General features: G+C 67.3%; 23 protein-coding genes and 2 pseudogenes. 10 read left to right on the forward strand and 15 right to left on the reverse strand.

All coding sequences use genetic code 11. The features are described from left to right. Positions 1 to 100 precede the first annotated feature (100 nt). Positions 101 to 550, reverse strand: a pseudogene (locus tag DSC_RS01435) (electron transfer flavoprotein subunit alpha/FixB family protein); the annotation flags it as partial. 129 nt (positions 551 to 679) lie between these two features. Here DSC_RS01435 and DSC_RS01440 point away from each other — a divergent pair. Next, on the forward strand, positions 680 to 934 hold the full coding sequence (locus DSC_RS01440; protein ID WP_014159330.1) for an antitoxin: 255 nt from the start codon (positions 680 to 682) through the stop codon (positions 932 to 934). A 222-nt stretch (positions 935 to 1,156) separates the two neighbouring features. On the opposite strand, the gene DSC_RS01445 is transcribed toward DSC_RS01440, so the two are convergent. The 4 genes from DSC_RS01445 to DSC_RS01460 form a co-directional block, all read right to left on the reverse strand. Beyond that, positions 1,157 to 1,444, reverse strand: coding sequence for a type II toxin-antitoxin system RelE/ParE family toxin (locus tag DSC_RS01445; RefSeq protein WP_014159331.1), 288 nt, complete (start codon positions 1,442 to 1,444; stop codon positions 1,157 to 1,159). Between the two features lie 5 nt (positions 1,445 to 1,449). Further along, positions 1,450 to 1,926 carry a hypothetical protein gene (locus DSC_RS01450; RefSeq protein WP_014159332.1) on the reverse strand — a complete coding sequence of 159 codons (477 nt, stop codon included), beginning with the start codon at positions 1,924 to 1,926 and terminating at the stop codon, positions 1,450 to 1,452. Positions 1,927 to 2,100: 174 nt separating this feature from the next. Then, positions 2,101 to 3,042, reverse strand: a complete 942-nt coding sequence (locus DSC_RS01455; protein WP_014159333.1) for an electron transfer flavoprotein subunit alpha/FixB family protein — start codon at positions 3,040 to 3,042, stop codon at positions 2,101 to 2,103. A 194-nt stretch (positions 3,043 to 3,236) separates the two neighbouring features. Next, a complete protein-coding gene (locus DSC_RS01460) occupies positions 3,237 to 3,983 on the reverse strand; it encodes an electron transfer flavoprotein subunit beta/FixA family protein (RefSeq protein ID WP_014159334.1) in 747 nt (248 codons plus the stop codon). A 231-nt stretch (positions 3,984 to 4,214) separates the two neighbouring features. Here DSC_RS01460 and rfbB point away from each other — a divergent pair, with 231 nt between their 5' ends. The 5 genes from rfbB (at position 4,215) to DSC_RS01485 (ending at position 9,092) form a co-directional block, all read left to right on the forward strand. Further along, on the forward strand, positions 4,215 to 5,279 hold the full coding sequence (gene rfbB, locus DSC_RS01465; RefSeq protein ID WP_043290316.1) for a dTDP-glucose 4,6-dehydratase: 1,065 nt from the start codon (positions 4,215 to 4,217) through the stop codon (positions 5,277 to 5,279). Positions 5,280 to 5,459: 180 nt separating this feature from the next. Then, positions 5,460 to 6,347 carry a glucose-1-phosphate thymidylyltransferase RfbA gene (gene rfbA, locus DSC_RS01470; protein ID WP_014159336.1) on the forward strand — a complete coding sequence of 296 codons (888 nt, stop codon included), beginning with the start codon at positions 5,460 to 5,462 and terminating at the stop codon, positions 6,345 to 6,347. Continuing rightward, positions 6,344 to 6,901: a dTDP-4-dehydrorhamnose 3,5-epimerase gene (gene rfbC / locus DSC_RS01475; RefSeq protein ID WP_014159337.1), complete on the forward strand. Its 558-nt coding sequence runs from the start codon at positions 6,344 to 6,346 to the stop codon at positions 6,899 to 6,901. Before rfbA ends, rfbC begins: the two co-directional genes overlap by 4 nt. Continuing rightward, positions 6,898 to 7,803: a dTDP-4-dehydrorhamnose reductase gene (gene rfbD, locus DSC_RS01480; protein ID WP_014159338.1), complete on the forward strand. Its 906-nt coding sequence runs from the start codon at positions 6,898 to 6,900 to the stop codon at positions 7,801 to 7,803. Before rfbC ends, rfbD begins: the two co-directional genes overlap by 4 nt. A gap of 122 nt (positions 7,804 to 7,925) precedes the next feature. Then, complete coding sequence (locus DSC_RS01485) at positions 7,926 to 9,092, forward strand: nucleotide sugar dehydrogenase (RefSeq protein ID WP_014159339.1); 1,167 nt, start codon at positions 7,926 to 7,928, stop codon at positions 9,090 to 9,092. Between the two features lie 613 nt (positions 9,093 to 9,705). Here the strand turns inward: DSC_RS01485 and DSC_RS01490 are convergent. After that, complete coding sequence (locus DSC_RS01490) at positions 9,706 to 11,052, reverse strand: phosphohexomutase domain-containing protein (protein ID WP_014159340.1); 1,347 nt, start codon at positions 11,050 to 11,052, stop codon at positions 9,706 to 9,708. Between the two features lie 150 nt (positions 11,053 to 11,202). Between DSC_RS01490 and DSC_RS01495 the strand changes: the two genes are divergently transcribed. Both DSC_RS01495 and DSC_RS01500 read left to right on the forward strand, forming a co-directional pair. Continuing rightward, positions 11,203 to 11,934, forward strand: coding sequence for a CoA transferase subunit A (locus DSC_RS01495; RefSeq protein ID WP_014159342.1), 732 nt, complete (start codon positions 11,203 to 11,205; stop codon positions 11,932 to 11,934). 102 nt (positions 11,935 to 12,036) lie between these two features. After that, positions 12,037 to 12,675 carry a CoA transferase subunit B gene (locus DSC_RS01500; RefSeq protein WP_014159343.1) on the forward strand — a complete coding sequence of 213 codons (639 nt, stop codon included), beginning with the start codon at positions 12,037 to 12,039 and terminating at the stop codon, positions 12,673 to 12,675. Here the strand turns inward: DSC_RS01500 and DSC_RS01505 are convergent. Beyond that, entirely contained in the window at positions 12,672 to 14,738 is a 2,067-nt protein-coding gene (locus DSC_RS01505) for a glycoside hydrolase family 99-like domain-containing protein (protein WP_043290318.1), read from the reverse strand. The genes DSC_RS01500 and DSC_RS01505 overlap by 4 nt on opposite strands. A 58-nt stretch (positions 14,739 to 14,796) precedes the next feature. Here DSC_RS01505 and DSC_RS01510 point away from each other — a divergent pair, with 58 nt between their 5' ends. Then, a complete protein-coding gene (locus tag DSC_RS01510; RefSeq protein ID WP_014159345.1) occupies positions 14,797 to 15,384 on the forward strand; it encodes an alpha-ketoglutarate-dependent dioxygenase AlkB family protein in 588 nt (195 codons plus the stop codon). Positions 15,385 to 15,518: 134 nt separating this feature from the next. Here DSC_RS01510 and DSC_RS01515 read toward each other — a convergent pair whose 3' ends face one another. From DSC_RS01515 to DSC_RS01535, 5 genes are all read right to left on the reverse strand, one after another. Continuing rightward, positions 15,519 to 16,145 (reverse strand): ABC-type transport auxiliary lipoprotein family protein, encoded by a 627-nt coding sequence (locus DSC_RS01515; RefSeq protein WP_014159346.1) that lies wholly within the window; start codon positions 16,143 to 16,145, stop codon positions 15,519 to 15,521. Continuing rightward, positions 16,142 to 17,068: an MlaD family protein gene (locus DSC_RS01520; RefSeq protein ID WP_014159347.1), complete on the reverse strand. Its 927-nt coding sequence runs from the start codon at positions 17,066 to 17,068 to the stop codon at positions 16,142 to 16,144. The genes DSC_RS01515 and DSC_RS01520 overlap by 4 nt, the downstream gene beginning before the upstream one ends. Before the next feature lie 17 nt (positions 17,069 to 17,085). Continuing rightward, positions 17,086 to 17,904, reverse strand: coding sequence for an ABC transporter ATP-binding protein (locus DSC_RS01525; protein ID WP_014159348.1), 819 nt, complete (start codon positions 17,902 to 17,904; stop codon positions 17,086 to 17,088). A gap of 67 nt (positions 17,905 to 17,971) precedes the next feature. Next, the gene (locus tag DSC_RS01530) at positions 17,972 to 19,087 is read right to left on the reverse strand and encodes an ABC transporter permease (protein WP_014159349.1); all 1,116 of its coding nucleotides are present in this window, start codon (positions 19,085 to 19,087) and stop codon (positions 17,972 to 17,974) included. After that, the gene (locus DSC_RS01535; RefSeq protein ID WP_014159350.1) at positions 19,084 to 19,977 is read right to left on the reverse strand and encodes a DMT family transporter; all 894 of its coding nucleotides are present in this window, start codon (positions 19,975 to 19,977) and stop codon (positions 19,084 to 19,086) included. The genes DSC_RS01530 and DSC_RS01535 overlap by 4 nt, the downstream gene beginning before the upstream one ends. An 86-nt stretch (positions 19,978 to 20,063) precedes the next feature. Between DSC_RS01535 and DSC_RS01540 the strand changes: the two genes are divergently transcribed. Next, positions 20,064 to 21,305, forward strand: coding sequence for a threonine/serine exporter family protein (locus DSC_RS01540; protein ID WP_014159351.1), 1,242 nt, complete (start codon positions 20,064 to 20,066; stop codon positions 21,303 to 21,305). A 105-nt stretch (positions 21,306 to 21,410) separates the two neighbouring features. Here DSC_RS01540 and DSC_RS01545 read toward each other — a convergent pair. The 3 genes and pseudogenes from DSC_RS01545 to DSC_RS01555 all read right to left on the reverse strand — a co-directional run. After that, positions 21,411 to 21,782: pseudogene (locus DSC_RS01545) on the reverse strand (H-NS histone family protein); the annotation flags it as partial. A gap of 154 nt (positions 21,783 to 21,936) precedes the next feature. After that, a complete protein-coding gene (locus DSC_RS01550) occupies positions 21,937 to 23,637 on the reverse strand; it encodes a proline--tRNA ligase (protein WP_014159353.1) in 1,701 nt (566 codons plus the stop codon). Between the two features lie 363 nt (positions 23,638 to 24,000). Next, positions 24,001 to 24,396, reverse strand: coding sequence for a DUF4124 domain-containing protein (locus DSC_RS01555; protein WP_014159354.1), 396 nt, complete (start codon positions 24,394 to 24,396; stop codon positions 24,001 to 24,003). Positions 24,397 to 24,406 lie beyond the last annotated feature (10 nt).

A 24,406-nucleotide genomic window follows, 5' to 3' on the forward strand; every position in this document is an offset into this window, starting at 1 on the left:
GATGATTGAAGAGCATTGCGGCTGAAGCCGCTCTCATCAAAGTCGCTCCTGCCTGGGCGCGGGGTGCGTCATGAGGCCGCACCATCGCGCCGCTAGCGAATCAACCCAGCGCCGCTTCCAGTTCCGGAATGATCTTGAACAGATCCCCCACCGGCCCGAAATCAGCCACCTCGAAGATCGGCGCCTCCCCATCCTTGTTGATTGCCACGATGGTACCCGCGTCCTTGATGCCGGTGAGGTGCTGGATCGCGCCGGAGATGCCGATGGCCAGGTACAGCTCGGGGGCGATGATCTTGCCGGTCTGGCCGACCTGCATCTCGTTGGGGCAGTAGCCGGCGTCGACGGCGGCGCGCGAGACGCCCACCGCGGCGCCGAGCTTGTCGGCCAGTTTGTAGATGATCTCGCAGTTCTCCTTCGAACCCACCCCGCGGCTGCCGGCGACCACGCGCCTGGCGCTCTGCAGGTCGGGGCGGTCGGACTTGCCGGCGGCCAGGCCGACGAAGCGGGTGTGCGAGGGCAGGGTCATGTCGCTGCTCGGCGCCTCGATCGGGGTGACGCTGCCGGCGCCGCGGTTCGCCGTGACGTGCCGTGCATCCCGGCACTGTTCGGCGATGGTCAGACTCTTCGGGGCGGCCCAGATATGTGGCAATGTGGGTTTGTAGCAACCCGGAGCTTTCCCATGAGCCGCCTGACCATCGACATCACCAGCCAGCAGCACCAGAGCCTGAAGGCGCTGGCCGCTTTGCAAGGCAAGACGATCAAGCAATACACCCTCGAACGCCTGTTCCCAGGTGACGCTGCTGGCGATCAAGCGTGGTCGGAGCTGGAGACCCTGCTGCGCACGCGCATCGACGAAGGGCTGAGGGGAAAGGTTTCCACTAAGGGCGTGCAGGCCATCCTCGATGAGGAGCTGACCGAAGACGGCCGTGCGTGACCCGGCCGGATTATGTTCTGACGCGCGCGGCGGAAACCGACATCCGTGGAATCATCCGCCATACGCGCAAGGAGTAGGTGACACCCAAGTCCGCCGCTATCTCTCCAAGCTGGAACAAGCCATGGCCCGCCTTGCAGCCGGTCATGGGCCTTTCAAGGCAGTGGCGGGAATCGGGCCGCACCGCCGGATTCGCAGCCCGGCCAACCGAAGTCCGGCAGACTCCTAGGCAACCGGCGGCCACTGTTGCGCGCCGTGCAGCACACGCCACACCTCGATGCCGGCTGCACTCTTGACGTACACAACGATGTACGGGGTGCCAGTCAGCACCCACTCGCGCGTGCCTTGTTCACGCCCCTTGCGGCCGGCGTTGGGATCGCTGGTCAGCGTGGACTCGATGCGCTGTTGCAGCTGGCCCATGAAGTCATCGGCGGTGCCTGGCCATGCCGTGTGGCCGTATTCCAGGATGTCCAACAGATCGGACTCGGCTTTGCCGCTGTACGCGATCGCCACGGCGCCTACGCCTTCCGGCGCTGCTCGCTGGCGGGCCTGGCTTGGCTCGCGTCCAGCTCACGGGCTCTGGCCCGCAGGCGTCCCCACATCACCTCGCTATCGACCAGCTCCACCGTGCCATTCTCGAGGCCGTCCCGTGCTTGGCGCACCTGAGCGCGGAACCACTTGTCGTGCTCTAACGCCGCGTTCGCTGCGCGATTCTTCTGCGCCGTATCCGGCCGAGGCGGCCGCAAGCTACCGGCTTGGTAGTGCGTCACGTCCACATTCACGTGGTACACGCCCAGCTCGCGCAGCAGCTTGAGCGCGGTGTCAGCGGTGCTGAACATCCGCACGTCACCGCTGCGAGTGCCGAGCGGCCGCTGTTGCATGCCGATGCTGGCCAGCAGGGCATAGCCGCCCTTCTGGCCCAGGATCGTGACGGACTTCACCGCGCCGGACGCGACCAGCTCGCGGAACGATTCGGGCTTGATTGGCTGGGACATTTCAGGCGCTCCATTGGCGCTACTTTTTTTCAAAATAGCGCAAACATGGGTAGCGTACAAGCCATGGAAGGCAGGCCCGTTTGACAAAGTGCCGCTGGACGCGAAACAGGGCGTCGGCGTGCTCGCTGAAAAACCAGGAGACGTCAGGAGCCGCCCTGCCGCGCCGCCGACGGATCAGCCCAGCGCTGCGTCCAGCTCCGGCAGCAGCTGGAACAGGTCCCCCACCAGCCCGATATCGGCAATCTCGAAGATCGGCGCGTCGGGGTCCTTGTTGATCGCCACGATGGTGCCGGCGTCCTTGATCCCGGTCAGGTGCTGGATCGCGCCGGAGATGCCGATCGCCAGGTACAGCTCGGGGGCGATGATCTTGCCGGTCTGGCCGACCTGGAGTTCATTGGGGACGTAGCCGGCGTCCACCGCCGCGCGTGAGGCGCCGACCGCGGCGCCGAGCTTGTCGGCCAGCTTGTAGATGATCTCGAAGTTCTCCTTGGAGCCGACGCCGCGGCCGCCGGAGACCACGCGGCGGGCCGACTGCAGGTCGGGGCGGTCGGACTTGCCGGCGGCCAGGCCGACGAAGCGGGTATGGGTGGGCAGGGTGGCCGCGGCGCTGGCCGCTTCGATCGGTGCGCTGCCGCCCTGTGCGGCTTCTGGCCAGGAGGCGGTGCGCACGGTGGCGACCACCGTCTGATCGGCCGGCGCCTCGACGGTGATGATCGCGTTGCCGGCGTAGATCGGGCGGGTGAAGGTGTGTTCGCCTTCCACGGTGATCAGGTCCGAGACCTGGGCCACGCCCAGCAGCGCGGCCACGCACGGCATCAGGTCCTTGCCGAAGGTGGTCGAGGGGCCAAACACATGCGTGTAGCCGGTGGCCAGCGCGGCGATCTGCGGCGCCAGCACTTGGCCGATGGCGTGGGCGTTGGCCGGGTTGGCCACGGTCAGGACCTTGGTCACACCGGCGAGCTTGGCGGCCTGTTCGGCCACCGCTGCCGGGTCGGCGGCGAGCACCGCCACTTCCAGGGCCTCGGGCTTGAGCGCGGCGGCGGCGCTGACGGTCTTGGCGGTGGAGGCGTTGAGCACGCCGTCCAGGTGTTCGGCGATGACGAGGACTTTGGACATGGAAACCTCACGTAGGGCGGGTCTTGACCCGCCTTGATGGTATTGCGTGACGGAAGACGGATCGAGTCGGCGGAAAGGCGGGTCGAGACCCTGGAAGGCGAGGCGAGACCCTCGAAGGCGGGTCAAGACCCTTGAAGGCGGGTCAAGACCCTTGAAGGCGGGTCAAGACCCTTGAAGGCGGGTCAAGACCCGCCCTACAGCAGGCCCTTTGCCTTCAGCGCCGCGACCAGCTCGGCGGCGTCCTTGACCATCACCCCGCGGCTGCGCTTGGGCGGGGCGGCGTAGTGGGTGGTCTTGAGTTCCGGGCCGGATTCAACACCCAGCTCGGCGAACGCGATGGTCTCCATCGGCTTGGACTTGGCCTTCATGATGTCCGGCAGTTTGATGAAGCGCGGCTCGTTCAGGCGCAGGTCGGTGGTGACCACCGCCGGCAGGTCCACTTCCAGCGTCTCCAGGCCGGCGTCGACCTCGCGGGTGACCGCGGCCTTGCCCTCGGCGATCTCGACCTTGGAGGCGAAGGTCGCCTGCGGCCGGCCCCACAACGTGGCCAGCATCTGACCGGTCTGGCTGGCGTCGTCGTCGATGGCCTGCTTGCCCAGGATCACCAGGTCCGGCTGCTCCTTCTCGACCAGCTTGAGCAGGGTGCGCGCGGCGGTCAGCGGTGACACCGGGCCATCGGCGACCACGTGCACGGCGCGGTTGGCGCCCATGGCCAGGCCGTTGCGCAGGTGCGCGGCGGCATCGGCCGGGGCGATGGTGGCCACGATCACTTCGGTGGCGATGCCCTTGTCGCGCAGGCGCAGGGCTTCTTCCAGCGCGATTTCATCGAAAGGGTTGGGCGAAAGCTTGACGCCCTCGGTGACCACGCCGGACCCGTCCGGCTTGACCTGGATGCGCACGTTGTAGTCCACCACGCGCTTGTAGGCGACGAGAATCTTCATCAGGGCTGGCAGTCCTTGGAAAGGGTACGGATGGCCCGGCCGCGGGCGCGGGGCAGACTGCTGATTCTAGCGGGCTGGGCACGCCCATGCGACAGCGCATGGTGGTGGTCCTGGAATCTTCATTGCTTCGTAGCAGCATATAGCCAGTTTCACGCCCTGTGCGCCCTGTGCGCCCTAGGCTATTCTAGGAAACCGCCGTGGTACGCGGCGAATCCTTTACTGGAGAAATGCGTGGCTCAGACGTGGTTGGTTACCGGCGGCGCCGGCTTCATCGGCGGGAATTTCGTGCTTGAAGCGGTCAAGGCCGGCAACAGGGTGGTGAACCTGGATGCGCTGACCTATGCGGGCAACCTGGACACGCTCTCGTCCCTGCAAGGCGACGCGAACCACGTGTTCGTGCACGGCGACATTGGCGATCGGGCGCTGGTCTCACGGTTGCTGGCCGAGCACCAGCCCGAGGCAGTGCTGAATTTTGCCGCAGAGAGCCACGTGGATCGCTCCATCGATGGCCCGGGCGCGTTCATCCAGACCAATGTGGTCGGCACACTGGGCCTGCTGGAGGCGGCGCGCGATTACTGGAAGGCGCTGGCCGAGCCGGCCAGGTCGGCATTTCGCTTTCTGCACGTGTCCACCGACGAGGTCTACGGCTCATTGGGCCAGACCGGCAAGTTCACCGAGACCACCCCGTATGCGCCCAACTCGCCGTACTCGGCATCCAAGGCGGCTTCCGACCATCTGGTGCGCGCGTTTCACCACACCTACGGGCTGCCGGTGCTGACCACCAACTGTTCCAACAACTACGGGCCCTACCACTTCCCTGAAAAGCTGATCCCGCTGGTGATCGCCAAGGCCCTGGCCGGCGAACCGCTGCCGGTGTATGGCGATGGCAAGAACGTGCGCGACTGGTTGTTCGTCACTGACCACTGCAGCGCGATCCGCACGGTGCTGGCCAAGGGCCAGGTGGGCGAAACCTACAACGTCGGGGGCAATGCCGAACGCCAGAACATCGAGGTGGTGCAGGCCATCTGCGCGCTGCTGGACCAGCGTCGCCCGCGCGCCGACGGCAAGCCGCGCAGCAGCCAGATCACCTATGTCACCGATCGGCCGGGCCATGACCGCCGCTATGCGATCGATGCGACCAAGCTGAAGGAACAGCTCGGCTGGGAACCGCAGCACACCTTCGAGCAGGGGATCGCCATGACCGTGGACTGGTACCTGGCCAATCAGGACTGGGTCAAGCGGGTGCTGGATGGCAGCTATCGGCTCGAAAGGATCGGCCAGGGCGTCGCTGCCTGACATGGCTTCAGCGACGTGCTTCAGTTCGTCATTCCCGCCAAGGCGGGAATCCGGCGGCATTGTCGTCGATGCGCGAACCTCGCTGGCTCCCCGCCTTGGCGGGGATGACGAAAGCGGCATGGCGTCCTGGCAATCAGCATTCAATGGTATGGATGGTCGTCAACAATTTCAGGAGTGGCAATGAAACAACGCAAGGGCATCATCCTGGCCGGCGGTTCAGGCACGCGCCTGTATCCGCTGACCCAGGCGATCAGCAAGCAGCTGCTGCCGGTCTACGACAAGCCGATGATCTATTACCCGATCAGCGTGCTGATGCTGGCGGGGATCCGCGACGTGCTGATCATCAACACCCCGCACGAGCAGGCGCTGTTCAAGACGTTGCTGGGCGACGGCTCGCAGTGGGGCATGCAGATCGAGTACGCCGCGCAGCCCAGCCCCGACGGGCTGGCGCAGGCATTCCTGATCGGGCGCCAGTTCCTGGATGGCGCGCCGAGCTGCCTGGTGCTGGGCGACAACATCTTCCACGGTCACGGCCTGACCGAAGTGCTGGCCCGTGCCGATGCGCGTGAGCACGGCGCCACCGTGTTCGGCTACTACGTGCGTGACCCGGAGCGCTACGGCGTGGCCGAGTTTGACGCGGACAACCGGGTGATCGGCCTGGAGGAGAAACCGGCCCAGCCGCGCTCCAACTACGCGGTCACCGGCCTGTATTTCTACGACGACAAGGTCTGCGATTACGCCGCCAGCCTGAAGCCCTCGCCGCGTGGCGAGCTGGAGATCACCGACCTCAACAAACTGTACCTGGAGCAGGGCAACCTGCACCTGGAGCCGCTCGGTCGAGGCTATGCGTGGCTGGATACCGGCACGCACAGGTCGCTGCTGGAGGCCTGCACCTTCATTGAGACGGTCGAGGCACGCCAGGGCCTGCGCGTGTGCTGTCCGGAAGAGATCGCCTACCTCAACCAGTGGATCGACGAGGCGCAACTCGAAGCCCTGGCCGCGCCGCTGGTCAAGAGCGGCTATGGCGAATATCTGCTGTCCCTGCGCGGACGCAAGGTCATCCTGTGAAGGTCATCGAGACGTCCCTGCCGGGCTGCAGGATCATCGAACCGGCGGTGTTCGGCGATGAGCGCGGGTTCTTCATGGAAACCTGGAACGCCGCGCGCTATGGCGAGCTTGGCCTGCCCGACCGCTTCGTCCAGAGCAACGTCTCGTCCTCGACCAAGGGCGTGCTGCGCGGCCTGCATTACCAGTGGCCCAACCCGCAGGGCAAGCTGGTCACCGTGCTGGAAGGGGAGGTCTACGACGTGGCGGTGGACATCCGGCGTGGCTCGCCGCAGTTCGGCCAGTGGACCGCGGTGCTGCTGAGCGCGCAGAACAAGCGCCAGTTCTGGATCCCCGAAGGCTTCGCCCACGGGTTTGCGGTGCTGTCCGAGCGCGCGCTCTTCAGCTACATGTGTACCGATGTCTATGACAAGGCCGCCGATGCCGGGGTGCGCTGGGACGATCCGGCGATCGGCATCGACTGGCCGGTGGCCAATCCCAGCCTGTCGGAGAAGGATGCCGGGGCGCCGCTGCTGGCGCAGGTTGCGCAGGAGCGTCTGCCGGTGCTGGTCGCATGAAGCTGCTGGTGCTGGGCGGCAACGGCCAGGTCGGTCACGAGCTGCTGCGTGCGCTGGCGCCGCTGGGTCAGGTGATGGCGACCACCCGCAGCGGCATGCTGGAAGACGGCACACCGTGCGAGTTGGCCGACTTCGACCAGCCGCACACGCTCACCGCGCTGGTGGAGCGGACCGCGCCCGACGTGGTGGTCAATGCCGCCGCCTGGACCGCGGTGGACAAGGCCGAGAGCGAACCGGCCGCGGCCGCGCGCGCCAATGCCCAGGCCCCTGGCGTGCTGGCCCGGGCCTGCGCGGCGCGCGATGCGCTGCTGGTGCACTACTCGACCGATTACGTGTTTCCGGGCGACGGCACCCGTCCGTATCGCGAAGATGACCCGACCGCGCCGCTGGGCGTGTACGGCGCAACCAAGCTGGCCGGCGAGGACGCGGTGCGCGCCTGCGGCGCACGCCACATGATCTTCCGCACCGCCTGGGTGTACGGCGCGCGCGGCGGCAACTTCCTGCGCACGATGCTGCGGGTGGGCGCCCAGCGTGACCAGCTGGGCGTGGTCGCCGACCAGATCGGCACGCCCACCCCGGCCTGGCTGATCGCCGATGCCACCGCCGCGGCCATTGGCCACGCGCGCGGCCAATCCGGGACCTGGCATCTCACCGCCAGCGGCGTCACCAGCTGGCACGGCTTTGCCGAGGCGATCTTTGCCCAGGCCCTCGCCCGCGGCCTGCTCGAGCGCGCGCCGCAGGTGGCGGCCATCACCACCGCCGAGTACCCCACCCCGGCCAGGCGTCCGGGGTATTCCTGCCTGGACAACACGCGCTTCCAGCACGACTTCGGCTTTGCGCTGCCGGCCTGGGAAGCGGGGCTGGATGCAGTCATGGAAGCCCTGGCGCGGGACCAGCGCTGACCCGGGGCAGGGAACATACAAGCCGCGGTCGCGTTGCCCGGACTGCCTGCCCGGTCAACAAGCCGTCGTAGCCGATGTCGTATCGTAGGCGCGCTTCCCACTCCCCCATGAGGTTGCAACACATGAAGATTGCAGTGGCCGGTACCGGGTACGTCGGCCTGTCCAATGGCGTCCTGTTGGCCAGGCACCATCAGGTGGTGGCCCTGGATATCGTCGAGGCCAAGGTCAGGATGCTCAACGAAGGCCGTTCGCCGATCGTCGATGAGGAACTGGAGGCCGCGCTGGCCGAAGGGGGGCTCGATTTCCGCGCCACGCTCGATCCGCTCGATGCCTACACCGGCGCCGAGTTCGTGATCATCGCCACCCCGACCGACTACGATCCGGAAACCAACTACTTCAATACCCGCTCGATCGAGACGGTGATCGCCAAGGTGCTGGAAATCAATCCGGCCGCGACCATGGTGATCAAGTCCACCGTGCCGGTGGGCTATACCGAAAAGGCGCGCGCCCAGTTCGGCACCGACAACATCCTGTTCTCGCCGGAGTTCCTGCGCGAGGGCCGGGCCCTGTACGACAACCTGCATCCGTCGCGCATCATCGTCGGCGAGCGCTCCCCGCGCGCGGAAAAGTTCGCCGCGCTGCTGCAGGAAGGGGCGATCAAGAAGAACGTGCCGGTGCTGTTCACCGAGCCAACCGAGGCCGAGGCGATCAAGCTGTTCGCCAACACCTACCTGGCCATGCGCGTGTCCTACTTCAACGAGCTCGATACCTACGCGGTGACCAATGGCCTGGACAGTCGCCAGATCATCGAAGGCATCTGCCTGGATCCGCGCATCGGCGCGCACTACAACAATCCCTCGTTCGGCTATGGCGGCTACTGCCTGCCCAAGGACACCAAGCAGCTGTTGGCCAACTACCAGGCGGTGCCGCAGAACCTGATCCGCGCGATCGTCGATTCCAACACCACCCGCAAGGACTTCATCGCCGCCGACGTGCTGCGGCGCAACCCCAAGGTGGTGGGCATCTACCGGTTGATCATGAAGGCCGGCTCGGACAACTTCCGCGCCTCCAGCATCCAGGGCGTGATGAAGCGGCTCAAGGCCAAGGGCGTGGAGGTGATCGTCTACGAGCCGGCCTTGAACGAGCCCGAGTTCTTCCGCTCGCGCGTGGTCAACGACCTGGACGCGTTCAAGCGCGAATCGGACGTGATCCTCAGCAACCGCAGGTCCAGCGCGCTGGATGACGTGGCCGACAAGGTCTACACCCGCGACCTGTTCGGCGACAACTAAGGCCGGGCTGTTGCTCCCTTCTTCCCGCCTGCGCGTGGAGAAGGCTTGGACAGCCGGGCTGTTGCTCCCTTCTCCCCCGCTTGCGGGGGAGAAGGTGCCGAAGGCGGATGAGGGGGGGGGCTTTGCTGTTTGCGTAAACGGCTGACGAAAGCTCGGGCCAGGCGGCTCCAGCTTCGGAACATACCGGCAGCCTCAACTGGGTCGGCTTCGGTGCCCCCTCACCCCAGCCCTCTCCCCCGCTCGCGGGGGGAGGGAGCGGAGGCGGGCTTGTTGCTCCCTTCCCCGCGGCCCTCCCCTTCGCGCTGACCCGCGAAAGGCAGGGGCAAGGCAGCGTTCTTGATTTGCCCGGCCCACCGAGCGAGCCGCTTGGCCCCCTCCCTTGCGAAGCAGGGGAGGGATGGGGATGGGTTGCTGTCCCGCTTCTCCCCCGCTCGCGGGGGAGAAGGTGCCGAAGGCGGATGAGGGGGGCTTTGCTGTTTGCGCAAACGGCTGACGAAAACGCGGGTCAGGCGGCTCCAGCTTCGGAACGTACCGGCAGTCTCACCTGGATCGGCTTCGGTGCCCCCTCACCCCGGCCCTCTCCCCCCGCTCGCGGGGGAGAGGGGGCGAAGCGTCAGCCCTGCAGCAGCGCTGAAATCTCGTCGGTCTTCTGCTTCAGCAGCGCTGCATCGGCGCGGGTTTCCACGTTCAGGCGCAGCAACGGCTCGGTGTTGGAGCTGCGGATGTTGAAGCGCCACTGGCCGAAATCGGCGCTGATCCCGTCGGTGTGGTCCAGCTGAGGATTGAGGGCAGCATAGTGCTCCATGACCCGCTGCACGGCCGCCTTGGCATCGTCGACCTTGAAGTTGATCTCGCCGCTGCACGGGAACTTGGCCACCCGGTCTTCCACCCAGTCGCCCAGCGAGCGGCCGGAGGTGCTGACCAGTTCGGCGATCAGCAGCCACGGGATCATGCCCGAGTCGGCGAAGGCGAACTGGCGGAAGTAGTGGTGGGCGCTCATTTCGCCGCCGTACACGGCGTTTTCGGCGCGCATCTTCTCCTTGATGAAGGCGTGGCCGCTCTTGCACAGCACCGGGATGCCGCCGGCCTGCTCGACCATCTCCACGGTGTTCCAGGTCAGGCGCGGATCGTGCACGACCTTGCCGCCGGGCTGCTTGGCCAGGATCGCCTGGGCCAGCAGGCCGACCAGGTAATAGCCCTCGATGAACTGGCCCTTCTCGTCGAAGAAGAAGCAGCGGTCGAAGTCGCCGTCCCAGGCGATGCCGAAATCCGCGCCATGTTGCTGGACCGCCTCGGCGGTGGCGGCGCGGTTTTCCGGCAACAGGGGATTGGGGATGCCGTTGGGGAAATGGCCGTCCGGCTCGTGGTAGATGCGGATGAATTGCAGCGGCAGGTGCGGGGCCAGCAGGTCGATGATCGCGCCGGCGCCGCCGTTGCCGGCATTGGTCACGATCTTGAGCGGCTTGAGCGTGCCGGGCTTGATGTAGCTGAGCAGGTGCTGGATGTAGGCGGTCTTGTCCGGGCGGTGCGCTTCCTGGCCGATCGGTTCGCCGGCAGGGGTCCTGTCGGCCTCGGCCCGGTCGCGGATCTCGAACAGGCCGGTGTCCGAGCTGATCGGGCGCGCGTTCTCGCGCACCAGCTTCATCCCGTTGTAGTCCATCGGATTGTGGCTGGCGGTGACCATCACCCCGCCGGCGGCCTTGAGGTGATCGGTCTGGAAATAGACTTCCTCGGTGCCGCACAGGCCGATGTCGATGACCTCGCGGCCTTTGCAGCGCAGGCCGACCGACAGCGCGTCCTGCAGGGCGGGGCTGGTCAGGCGCACATCGTGGCCCAGCACCACCGGCCCGGCGCCCAGCATGTCGGCCAGGGCCACGCCGATGCGGCGGGCCAGGTCCTCGTCCAGTTCGTCGGGGACGCGGCCACGGATGTCGTAGGCCTTGAATGCGGGAAGCGCCATGGAGGAAGTCCTTGTGTGCGGGATCGGGGCCGGCGAGTGTAGCCAAGCCGATGACAACCAGGCGTTAGCGCGCAGGACCAAAGTCCAACAGGTCCTTGCCGGGACCGCGGCTAGAATGCACGGCGGCGCAGCAACAGCGGAAGTGAAGCAATGACCCAGACGATTGCTGGCAGCGCCAGGCGCTCGGGCAAGGTGTTTCCCGATGCCGCCACGGCCTTGGCCGACATCGCCGCCGACGGCCAGACCCTGGCGGTGGGCGGGTTTGGCCTGTGTGGCATCCCCGAGCAGCTGATCAGCGCGCTGCGCGACACCGGGGTCAAGGACCTTACGGTCATTTCCAACAACGCCGGCGTGGATGGTTTCGGCCTGGGCCAGCTGCTGGAAACGCGCCAGATCCGCAAGATGATTTCGTCCTACGTGGGCGAGAACAAGGAGTTCGCCCGCCAGTATCTGGCCGGCGAGCTGGAGCTGGAATTCAACCCGCAGGGCACCCTGGCCGAACGCCTGCGCGCCGGCGGTGCAGGCATCCCGGCCTTCTTCACCGCCACCGGCTACGGCACGGTGATTGCGCAGGGCAAGGAAACCCGCCAGTTCGATGGCAAGCACTACATCCTGGAAACCGCGCTGCACGCCGACCTTGCCCTGGTCAAGGCGTGGAAGGCCGACACCGCTGGCAACCTGGTGTTCCGCAAGACCGCACGCAACTTCAACCCGGCCTGCGCCATGGCCGGCAAGCTCTGCGTGGCCGAGGTGGAACAGGTGCTGGAAGTCGGCGAGATCGACCCGGACCAGGTGCACCTGCCGGGCATCTACGTCGATCGCATCGTGGTCAACCCGAATCCGGAAAAGCGCATCGAACAGCGCACCGTGCGCGAAGGATGAGCGCACGCGCCTGGCCCCGCAGGGCCAGGCCGATGCCTGATGAAGCGAGAGGTCGCGCCAGCGATGGCGCCCAGGAATCCAAACCTTTAGAGAGGAACCAAAATGGCCTGGACCCGCGAACAGATGGCCGCGCGCGCCGCGCAGGAACTCACCGACGGCGCCTACGTCAACCTGGGCATCGGCCTGCCGACGCTGGTGGCCAACTACATTCCCGAGGGCGTGGATGTGTGGCTGCAGTCGGAAAACGGCCTGCTCGGCATTGGCCCGTTCCCGACCGAAGAGGAGATCGACCCGGACCTGATCAACGCCGGCAAGCAGACCGTCACCGCGCGCAAGGGCGCCAGCTTTTTCGGCAGCCACGAGTCGTTCGCGATGATCCGCGGCGGACACATTGACCTGGCCATCCTCGGCGCGATGCAGGTCAGCGAGAAGGGCGATCTGGCCAACTGGATGGTGCCAGGCAAGATGGTCAAGGGCATGGGCGGTGCGATGGACCTGGTGGCCGGGGTCAAGCGCGTGGTGGTGCTCATGGAACACGTGGCCAAGGACGGCGGCCACAAGCTCCTGCCCGAATGCGACCTGCCGCTGACCGGCGTGGGCGTGGTCGACCGCATCATCACCGACCTGGGCGTGTTCGATGTCACCCCTGAAGGCTTGAAGCTGGTGGAGCTGGCCGAAGGGGTGAGCCAGGCGCAGGTGCGTTCCAGGACCGGCGTTGCACTGGGCACGCAAGCCTATTAGCCGCGCTTGGCGTACCGGTAATCCCCGGACGGACGTTCCGGCGGGCTGCCGGAAAGTTCGCCCATGCTGCGCGTGTGGTAGCCGGCATACTGGACCCAGGTGTTGACCATGCGCTCCATGGCATGGGCCAGGGTACCGTCGATCTGGCCGTGCTCCTGTTCGAATTCATCCGCGGTCCAGAGCGCGTCCAGCGCGGGGCGCAGCGCTTTCAGGCGCACCCAGAACATGCTGCCGGACACGAACGACCCTTGCCGCCACAGCATGCTGGGCACGCCGGTGCGCGCACAGACAAAATCCAAGGCCTCTGTATTGGCGCCGATGTAATCGGCCACTCGCAGCAGGTGGCCATCCGGCGCAAGCAGGCCTAGCCGTGGCTCTTGGGCGAAGCGCGCCAACGCGATCCGCTCGCTGTTCCGATCCAGCAGGGACGACAGAAGCTCCTCCAGCCAGAGCCTCCCGTCCTCGCGATGCGTGGAGCGTTTGGTGTGCAGTTTCAGGACGACCTCGACGCCGGCGTCCAGCAGTCGGTCCGCGACACGCAGGAACGGCAGGATGTCCCTGCCTCGGTTCTCGAAGACTTCGAGTTCCCAGGAAAGCCGACTCGATTGCAGGCGCTCCCGGACCACGGCTTCGCGCTCGGGCGAAGTGGTCACGATCACGCGCCACGGGATCGCGCTGGCTTCCAGCGCACGCGCGATTTCGTCGAACGCGTCGAGGTACCAAGCGTGCACCACGACGTGCGGGCTGCGCGTGGCCGGCACGGCTTCGCGGAGGGCGTCGCGCGTGGCCTGCAGCCAGGCATGTCCAAGGCGCAGCTCCGGCTCGAGGACCGCGCCTTCCGCCCACTCGTTCCAGGCATTGATGAAAACCATCCGCTGCGGGTTCGGTATGCGGGACATGCGCACGTGGATGGTCGCCCGCAGCCAGTCCCGATAGCCGCGTGGTGAGGCATGGAGATAGGTCCTGCCACGGCCGGCGCGGCGGGGTTCGTTGTCCCAGCCCGGATTCACGCCAGGATAGAGGAGGTAATCCGGAAGTGGGCGTGCAGCCGACTCGTGCGCAAGTTCGCGCCAGTCCAGGACGCTGCCCGAGTAATCGGGATTGATCAGTCGCTGCTGCGCCGTCAGGTTCTGCGGGCTGGCCAGGTTCGGCGGGAATTCGATGGCGGCGTCGAAGCCGATCTGGCGCGGATCTGGCCGCTCGAAGCCTTGAACATAGGCCAAGTGGATATCGCCGATCCCGTTTTCCTGGCACCAGAGGCGCCACCTGCGCGTGCTGGCGCCTGCATCGGGGAGCAGGCCCGGCCGGTAGACCAGCAGCATGGGCTTGCCTTCCACGCGCAGGTAGCGCGGATCGCGCAGATAAGGCGCGATGTGGGCGATGAAGGACAGATCGTCCTGCTCGCTGTGCTGCTGGTCGATCAGTGTGACGCCGGCGCGACCATCCCAGTTGCGAGCCCAGCGTTCGTTCGCCCAACACAGGCAGAGCGGCAGGTCGAGCGAGGAATCAGCCAGCCATTGCTGCAACGGTTTTTCCAGCAGTGTCCTGCCACCGAACCAGTAGAAATAGAAGCAGAAGCCTTCGATCCCGTATTCGCGGGCAAGTCTGGCTTGCCGATGCATGACCTCGGGCTGCCGAAGGTCGTAATAGCCAAGGTCAGCTGGAATACGCGGCTGCCAATGGCCTTCGAATTGTGGCAATGCGTTGGCGACATTGTGCCATTCGGTGAAGCCGGTGCCCCACCACGCATCGTTCTCCGCAATGGGGTGGAACTGGGGCAGGTAAAACGCGATCAGGCGCGCGGGAAGTGGTGCTGGGAGCGCTTCGGTGCGATAAGCGACATGCCCGATCGCAGGTGTCACTGCACGAAGCAGTGGACGACGCGGGGCTGCCAGGGTGGGAGCTTTCCCATGCGGCGGCCGGGGGACCAGATGCGCGTAACGATCGAGCAACCCATTGCGTAGCAGGTCACGCCGCGATTGCGACATGGGGATGGCCCGAAACAGCGCGCGGGCAATGGGAAACAGGATCGATCGAAAGCGCGTTGGGACAGAAAATGCCATGCAGGCATGATCCCAGAATTGCGCTAAACGGGCACCAGGGCCCACACGGGAGGAAAACTTGGACACGAACCTGGACCAGACCGGCCTCGTCCGGTTCGCGGACTGGATGGCGGCGCCCGCAGCTGAAGCATTGAATGCGGCCCTCAGCCAGGCGATCTCCTGGGAAACCCATCGTCTGCGCCTGTTCGGGCGCTGGGTGCACGCGCCGCGGTTGAGTTGCTGGATCGGGGATCCGGGGGCGGTGTATCGGTACTCGGGGCGGACCTTCGCGCCGCAGCCGTGGCCGCATGCGCTGTTGCCGTTGCGGCAGCGGCTGCGGGAGGAGCTGGGTGTCGATTTCAACAGTGTGCTGGCCAATCTGTACCGGGATGGGCGCGATGCGATGGGCTGGCACAGCGATGACGAGCCGGAGCTGGGCCCGGAGCCGGTGATCGCCTCGCTCAGCCTGGGCGCGGCGCGGCGGTTCGTGCTGCGCCGGCGCGATGATCATGCGGTCAAGCAGGCCCTCGTGCTGGAACCGGGCAGCCTGCTGGTGATGCGGGGGGCGAGCCAGCGCGACTGGCAGCATGCCCTGCCGCGCACGGCCAGGCCGGGGGGGCCGCGGATCAATCTGACTTTCCGCCGGATCGTCGATGCGGGCGTTTGAGCCTGCGCCGGACCGTGTAGGAGCGGACCGCAGGGCCGCGAGAGGCTTCACCGGGGAAGCCCCATCGCGCCCTGAGGTGCTTCTACGAAAGCCCCATCGCGCCCCTGCGGTGCGCTCCTACGGTGCGTGTGCTTCTACGGTGTCGCTGGCTGCGCTTGGGCGCTGGCCAGGGTCCAGCCGACGATCTGGCTGGTCAACTGCGCAAGGGCCTGGTCGAAGGCCTGCACGACCTGGGCGGTGCCGGTGCCGGCGGCGGGCTGGGTCACGTTGAAGGTGCGCGAGGCGGCCACGCTCTGGTCCTGGTTCTGTACCAGCTTGGCGTTGACCACCAGCACCACCGAGGGCACCTGGCCACCTGCGTAGTCGGCTTCGAAATGGCGGATGTGCAGCATCAGCTTGTAAGTGCCGCGGATGCCCGATTCGGCGGTGCCGGCGCCGGTGGTCTTGCCGGAATCCTCCAGCGTGCGCACCACCGCGTCCTGCAGCATGGCGGTGGCGCTCTGTGCCCAGGCGGCGCCCTGGTAGACCTGCAGTTCGTCCGGGGTCGGCCGCACCGCGATGCGCGAGCTGTCCAGCACGCGTGCGGCGCTGGGTTTGGCCACCACGATCGAGGCCGGTGTCGAAGGCCAGCCTGGATCGGGCACCACCTGCACCTGCGGCGAATAGATCGCGGTCGGTCGGTCGGCGCCGCCGCCCAGCAGCGAGGAACAGCCGGCCAGGGCGAGCGCGGCGCCCAGGATCAGGATGAGCGGTGCCTTCATTCTGGTGTGAACTCCTTGGGTGCGTCGCGGCCGAGCAGGTAGCGGGCGGGGTTGCCTTCCAGCCGATCGCTGACCCGGCGCAGGTCGCGGATCAGGCCGCGCAGTTCGCTCAAGGTCGGGCCCAGCTGGGCCAGGCCGTCGTTGGCGAAGCTGTTGATGGCCTGGCGGTTCTCGCCCAGGATCGCGTCGGCGTTGCCGGCGGCCGAGTCCAGCTTGGCCAGCGCGGCATCCAGCCTGGCCAGGGTCTGCGGGAGCTGCTGGACCACATTCCTGTCCAGGTCCGACAGGGTGCCGTTGGCGGTGGTCAGGGTGGTATCCAGTTTCCTGGCGGCATCGCGCGCGGACACCAGCAAGGCCTGCACGCCGGCTTCGCGGTTGGAGATGTCGCCGCTGATCTTCTGCAGGTTGACCAGCGTGGCCGAGATCGCGGCCACGTTCTCGTCGCTCAGCACCTGGTCCATCTTCTCCACGATCCGGTTGGCGGTGTCGGTGATGTTCTGCAGGGCCGAAGGACTGGTGCGGATCACCGGTGCGTCGCGCTGGTCCACCTCGGTGAGCTTGCGCGAGGCCGGCGAACCGCCGCTGAGCTGGATGATGGACGGACCGGTCAGGCTGGTGATGGCCAGCTTGGCGGTGGTGTCGGTCTTGACCGGGGTGCTCGCGTCCAGGCGGATCCTGGCGATGACCTGGCTGGGGTCGTTCGGCGCCAGCGACAGCTTGGTGATCGAGCCGACCGCGATGCCGTTGTACTGCACCGGGCTGCCCACGCTCAGGCCGGTGACGGCCTCGCGGAACACCACCTGGTATTCCTGCCAGCTGCTTTCGGACGAGTACTTGGCTGCCCACAGGCCGAACAGCAACAGACCCAGGCCCACCACCAGGGTGAAGGCGCCGATCAGCACGTAGTTGGCTTTGGTTTCCAAATCCCTGTTCTCCGCAGTCAGCGCGCGGCGCGCGCGGCCCGGGCGCGCGGTCCGTGGAAATAATCCTGGACCCACGGGTGGTCCAGTCGTTCGATTTCGGGCAAGGGGGCGGTGGCGACGACCTTCCTGTCGGCCAGCACCGCCACCCGATCGCAGATAGCGTACAGGGTGTCCAGATCATGGGTGATGAGGAACACGGTCAGCCCCAGCGCTTCCTGCAGGGTCTTGATCAGGCGGTCGAAGGCGGCCGCGCCGATCGGGTCCAGCCCGGCGGTGGGTTCGTCCAGGAACAGCAGCGGCGGGTCCAGCGCCAGCGCCCGGGCCAGGCCGGCGCGCTTGCGCATGCCGCCGGACAGCTGCGAGGGCAGCTTGTTGACGGTCTCGCCCGGCAGCCCGGCCAGCTTGACCTTGAGCAGGGCCAGTTCGTAGCGGAAGGATTCGGGCAGGTCCGGGTGGTGTTCCTTCAGCGGCACCTGCACGTTCTCGCCCACGGTCAGCGAGGAGAACAGTGCGCCATCCTGGAACAGCACGCCGGTGTTGCGCTCGATCTGCTGGCGCGAGGCGCGGTCGTTACTGCGCGCGTCCAGGCCGAGGACCTGGATCTGCCCGGCCTCGGGAACCTGCAGCCCCAGGATGGAGCGCATCAGCACCGACTTGCCGCTGCCCGAGCCGCCGACCACGCCGAGGATCTCGCCGCGGCGCACGTCCAGGTCCAGACCGTCGTGCACGGTCTGCTCGCCGAAGCGGTTGACCAGGCCGCGGACCTGGATGGCGGCATCGTCGTCGTCGGGACTGGGGACTGGGGACTGGGGACTGGTCACCGCGAAGCCTTCCATGCGTGCAGCACCGCGCGATCGCCTTCGACCAGTCCCCAGTCCCCAGTCCCCAGTCCCGGCCCCGTCCTCACCAGCCCACCTGCATGAACCACAGCGCGGCCAGGGCATCGATGACGATCACCAGCGAGATGGTCTGGACCACCGCCGAGGTGGTGTGCTCGCCGACCGACTGCGCGGTGCCTTCGACGTGCAGGCCTTCCAGGCAGCCGATCAGGCCGATCACCACGGCGAACACCGGCGCCTTGACCAGCCCGACCAGCATGTGCCGCACCTGGATGGTGTCGTGCAGGCGCGCCAGGTACTGCTGCGGCGGAATGTCCAGGTTGAACGCGCCCACGGTGACGCCGCCGGCCAGGCCGGCCATCATTGCCACGAAGGTCAGCAGCGGCAGGCACACCAGCAGCGCGATCAGGCGCGGGATCACCAGCAGGTCGATCGGGTCCAGGCCAAGGGTGCGGATCGCGTCGATCTCCTCGCGGCTCTTCATCGCGCCGATCTGGGCGGTGAAGGCACTGGCGGTCCGGCCGGCCACCACGATCGCGGTCATCAGCGCGGCCAGTTCGCGCAGGGTGGCGATGGAGACCAGCTCGACCACATAGATCTCCGCGCCGAAGTCGCGCAGGATGGTCGAACCCAGGAACGCGATCACCGCGCCCACCAGGTAGGACAGCAGCGCCACCAGCGGCACCGCATCCAGGCCGACCTGTTCCATGTGGTACACGGTGGAGGTCAGCCGCAGGCGCCGGGGCTCATGGGCGATGCGCAGCAGCTTGACCAGGTTCTCGCCGGTGAAGCTCAGCAGCGCCATGATCTTGTGGCCGTAGCCCTGGACCTGGAACCCCAGCCGGCCCAGCGCGGCCAGAAACCCCAGGTCGCGCTTCTTTTTGGGCCGGTCGTCGGCCACGTCCTCGATGCTGGACACCAGCGCCTTGTGATCCTGGCGAAAGTGCAGGTTCTCCGGTGCAAGGTGGCGACGGTTGGCATGGCGCATCAGGGCCAGCACCCCGGCCGAGTCGATGCGCCCGACCTCGGTGGCATCCAGGACGGTGGCTTGTTCCGGGAGGGCCTGTAGCTGCCTGCCGATTTCCAGCGCGGACGCCAACGTCCAGTTGCCCAGCAGCCTGGCCCGCGTGGGCTCGGCCGGGTCGATGCGGACCTCGGGCTGTGTCTGGGCGGGCGTCATGGCGGTCTGGCGGCGAGCATACAGGCTATGCCGGTGAAGGTCAGGGCCACGCCGGCCAGCGCGCGCCGCCCCAGCGGTTCGCGCAGCCACAGCGCCCCCAGGATGACCAGGAAGACAGAAGCCGACTCGTTGAGGATCGCCGCCACCGCGGCCGGCGCGTACTTGTAGCCGCCCAGCCAGAGCACCATCGACAGGCCCTGTCCGCACAGCGCCGCCACGACCAGCCGCGGCCAGGGCACGTTCGCGGCCACGAACTGGAAATGCCGGCGCATGCGCGGCCAGGTCCGCAGCAGCAACAGCGCGGCGACCGCGCCGGCCAGGCGCAGCAGGCTGATCCACAGCAGCGGCTGGGCTTCCAGCACGCGCTTGAGCATGACGATCGAGATCGCCATCAGTGCGATCGATCCCAGCCCGATCCCCAGCCCGCGCAGGCTGTGTGCCGACTGGCGCTGCCCCCGCTTCGATGGGCGCGCGACCAGCGTCACCCCGCCGGCCACCAGGGCAAAGCCCAGCCATTGCCACGGTCCCAGACGCTCGTCCAGGAACACCAGTCCCAGCACCAGCACCAGCGGGCTGTAGAGGTTGCCGACCACGCCCATGCGCCCGGCGCCCAGTTCGTTGAGCGCGCGGAAGTAGAGCGTGTCGGCCACGGCAATCCCCAGCACGCCACTGGCCAGTGACAGCGCCAGCTGGCTGCCTGTCAATGCGGGCAGCTGTCCGTGCGTGCTGATCAGGGCCAGCGGCGCCAGCACGGCCAGGACCAGGCCGTTCTTGAACAGGTTCAAGGCCGCCGGTGGCAGCGTGGCGCCCAGCTGTCGCGCCAGGATCACCCCGAAGGCCCAGGTCGCGGCGCTGCCCAGCGCCATGGCGTGGCCCAGGCCGATGTTCATGCGGAGGTTCGAAGCGGCATGTGGCGTGGGCCTGTGCCAGGCGCGCCAGTGTAGGGGAAGGGCCGCACTCCCCCTAGACTGTCGCGATGTCGCGCCCCCCTGCACCTGCCACCTACGCCCAGCGGATCGCCTTCGTCTGCGAAATCGCCGCGCGCCTGCACCGTTACGGCACCACCGCCCAGCGCCTGGAGGGCAGCATCCTGGCCTTGTCGGCGCGGCTGGGGCTGGACTGCGAGCCCTGGTCCAATCCGACCGGCATGATCCTGAGTTTTTCCGATCCCGGGCGCGCGCTGGGCGCCAGCGACACCACCCGCGTGATCCGCCTGGCGCCGGGCGAGAACGACCTGCACAAGCTCAGCGAAGCCGACCGCATCGCCGAGGCCGTGGCCGCCGGGCAGATGACCCTGGCCCAGGGCCACGCCGACCTGCGCGCGCTGGACCGCACGCCCTCGGCCGGTTTCCGCATGAAGCAGATCCTGGCCTTCGGCCTGGCCGCCGGCGGCGTGGCTGGACTGTGGCGGCTGCCCTGGCTGGACATCGCCACGGCGGCCCTGATCGGCCTGCTGATCGGTGTGCTGTCCCAGCTCGGCGATCGCCGCCCGCAACTGCGCGAGGCCGCCGACGCGATCGCCTCGCTGGTCGCCGGCCTGGTGGCGATCCTGGTGTCCAACGTGGTCGCACCGCTGAACCTCAACACGGTGATCATCGCCTCGCTGGTGGTGCTGCTGCCGGGCATGACCCTGACCAACGCGTTCAACGAGCTGACCAGCCAGCACTGGGTGTCGGGCACGGCACGCTTTGCCGGCGCGGTGACCACGGTGATCAAGCTCACCGTGGGCAGCATCATCGCAGTGACCCTGGCGCAGATGCTGGACCTGTATCCGGAAGTGCGTGCGCTGTGGCCGCAGCCGGACTGGGTGGAATGGGTCGCGCTGGTGGTCAGCGGCTATGCCTTCGCGGTCCTGTTCAAGGCCCATCGCCGCGATTATGTGTGGGTGATGGGCGCGGCGATCTGCGGGTATCTGATCTCGCGTTATGCAGGCAAGGCCTGGGGCAGTCCGGTGGGACTGTTCCTCTCGGCGCTGGTGATGACCGCACTGGGCAATCTGTTTGCCCGGCGTTTCAACCGGCCCGGTGCACTGATCCGCCTGCCGGGCATCATCATGCTGGTGCCCGGCAGCGCCAGCCTGCGCAGCCTGATGGCGCTGGTCCAAGGCGGCGCGCCCAGCCGCGATTCCACCTTGCTGGTGGTGTTGCAGATCCTGATGGCGCTGGTGGCCGGCCTGCTGTTTGGCAACCTGCTGGTGCCGGCGCGCAAGGCGCTTTGAATCGACCGGCCGCACCGGTCCGGTTGCAACGAGGAACGCCGGCGATGCCGGCGTTCTTCGTTGCAACCGGATTTTACCTGCCAGGCGGCGGGGTTACTTCTTCGGCTGCTTGATCAGGAAATCCTCCGGCTTCTTGCCCGCCGCGACATAGGCGGCCAGCCAGCGCGGCTGCTTGCCGCGGCCGCTCCAGGTTTCCTTGCTGTTGGCCGGATTGCGGTATTTCGCCGGGACCTTGCCCAGCTTGCGGCCGGCGGTGGGGCTGGTTTTCCTGGCGCCCCTGCCGCGGGTCGGTGCAGCGGCGCCGGCGGTGCCGAACAGTTCCTCGAGGGAATACCCTTCCGACTTGGCGAATTTCAGGATGCGGCTGCGGACCTTGGTAATGGGTGTGCGCTTGGCAATCACCGTCTGCCGCTTCTGCGCCTGGCTGATCAGCGAGGCGAGTTCTTTGGGGGACAGGCCGGACAGGTCTATCGACATCGAATAACTCCGATTTGGAATGGAAAAGGGGGCCGGCCCTTGCCGGGTGCGCCCGATTCTAATCCGAATAGGTTATTCGATACAAATCCACCGATTAACTGGCAAACAAAAGGCCGGAACTGGCCGGCCCCTTGTTGCTGCAATGACGCGGATTTCAGCCTGCGCGCAGGCGTTCCAGCAGTGCGGCTTTCCCCAGGTTCTCGGCCGCGTCGGCCCGACGCGCGCGGTATTCATAGGTGCCGGCGATCAGGCCACGTTCGGATACCACGATCCGGTGCGGAATGCCGATCAGTTCGATGTCGGCGAACATCGCGCCGGGGCGCAGGCCGCGATCATCCAGCACCGCGTCCAGGCCGGCCGCCTGCAGTTCTTCCAGCAGTGCCTGCGCGGCCGCACTGACTGCCGGATCGTGCTTGGGATTGATCATGCACACCGCGACCTGCCACGGTGCCATCGCATCGGGCCAGATGATGCCGTTGGCATCGTGGTTCTGTTCGATGGCCGCCGCGACGATGCGCGACACGCCGATGCCGTAGCAGCCCATCAGCATCACCGCGGCCTTGCCGTTTTCGTCCAGCACCGTGGCGCCCAGCGCCTGGGTGTAGGTGCGGCCGAGCTGGAAGATGTGGCCGACCTCGATGCCGCGCGCAAGCCTGATCTGCCCGCCATCGACCGCGCGGTCGCCTTCGACCACGTTGCGGATGTCGGCGATCACCTCGGGCTCTGGCAGATCGCGGCCCCAGTTGACCCCGGCCAGATGGAAACCGGCCTGGTTGGCACCGACCACGAAGTCGGCCAACGCCGCCACATCGCGATCGGCGACCACCCGGATCGGCTGCCTGGCGTTGATCGGGCCCAGAAAGCCGGGCTCGCTGCCCAGCTGCGCCAGGATTTCCGCTTCGCTGGCCATGCGGTAGCCGGCCAGGCCCGGCACCTTGGCCAGCTTGATTTCGTTGACCTGGTGATCGCCGCGCACCAGCGCCAGCACGAAGGTGCCGTCGGCGGCGGTGATGGCGATCGACTTGACCGTGCGCTGCAGGGCGATGCCCAGCAGCTCGGCCACCGCCTCGCAGGTCTTCTGGGTAGGGGTGTCGATCCTGCGCAGCGCCTCGGCCGGCGCGGGGCGTGGCGCCGGTTCGGCGGCCGTGGCTGTTTCCACGTTGGCCGCATAGTCCGACGCGGTGGAGAAGGCCAGCGCGTCCTCACCGGAGCCGGCCAGCACGTGGAATTCCTGCGAGGCATCGCCGCCGATGGCGCCGCTGTCGGCCAGCACCGCGCGGAACTCCAGGCCCAGGCGGCTGAAGATGCGGGTGTAGGCCGCATGCATGTTGCGGTATTCGCGCGCCAGGTCCGCTTGGCTCAGGTGGAAGGAATAGGCGTCCTTCATCAGGAACTCGCGCGCGCGCATCACGCCAAAGCGCGGGCGGATCTCGTCGCGGAACTTGGTGTTGATCTGGTAGAAGTTCACCGGCAGCTGCCGGTAACTGGACAGCTCGTTGCGGGCGAAATCGGTGACCACTTCCTCGGCGGTGGGCGCATAGCAGAAGGCCTGGTCCTTGCGGTCGGTCACCTTGAGCAGCTGCGGGCCGAACTTCTCCCAGCGGCCGGTCTCTTCCCACAGCTCGCGTGGCTGGATGGTGGGCATGAGCATCTCCTGGGCGCCGGCGCGGTTCATCTCCTCGCGCACGATGGCCTCGACCTTGCGCAGCACGCGCAGGCCCAGCGGCGACCAGGTGTACAGGCCCGAGGCCAGCTTGCGGATCATGCCGGCGCGCAGCATCAGCCGGTGGCTGATCAGCTCGGCGTCGGCGGGGGTTTCCTTGGTGGTGCGGAGGTGGAACTGCGACAGGCGCATCGGCAGGACATCGCGAAAGCGGAAAGCGGGCATTTTGCCAGTTGCCGCAGCGCCGCGTCGGTGGCCGCGGGATTGTCTGCCTGTCGACCTGGCTCGATGAATGATCCACGGTGAGCTCTGGCGAAGTTTGCCGCCCCGCCGAGCCGCGCCGGGATCACAGGTGCCGGTGTTGCCTTGCTCCCTCTCCCCCGCCTGCGGGGGAGAGGGTCGGGGTGAGGGGGCGAGGCCATGCGGAAGATGGTCGTCGACGTTCCGGAGCCGGCTGCAATAGGCTGGGGACCTTCAAGCGAAAATCCCCCCACAGTCCTCTTTCCCGCGTGCGAGGAGCGGAGGCCGAACGCGTGCCGCCAGGGTATGCCTGGGTCAGCGGCCGGCGTCAGCCGGCGTGCAGTAGGCCTTGACCACGGCGTCGGCCAGCTCGCGCTGGCTGGCGCGCTGGGCATCGCTGAGCACCGCGCCGGGTTTGCCGTCGGCGCCCATTTGTCGTACCGGTGCGGCGCCGGAGAGGATCTTCTGGTTGAGGCGGGCGCTGGAGCACTGCGCGCTTTCGGCCGGCGCGGCCTGGGCGGTGGCTGGCGTGCTGCCGCGGGCCATGGCGTCGGCGGCGTTGATCGGCTTGCCTTCCAGCTTGCTCTTGGGCGGCGGCACATCCGAGTAGTGGGTCACCCCCTGGGCGTCCTTCCACTGGTACATGCTCTGGGCGCAGGCCAGCGGGGCGGCCAGCAGGGCCGACAGGATCAGGCAGGTGGACAGGCGCATGGACCAGCTC

The organism is Pseudoxanthomonas spadix BD-a59 (assembly GCF_000233915.3).
GTDB lineage: Bacteria > Pseudomonadota > Gammaproteobacteria > Xanthomonadales > Xanthomonadaceae > Pseudoxanthomonas_A > Pseudoxanthomonas_A spadix.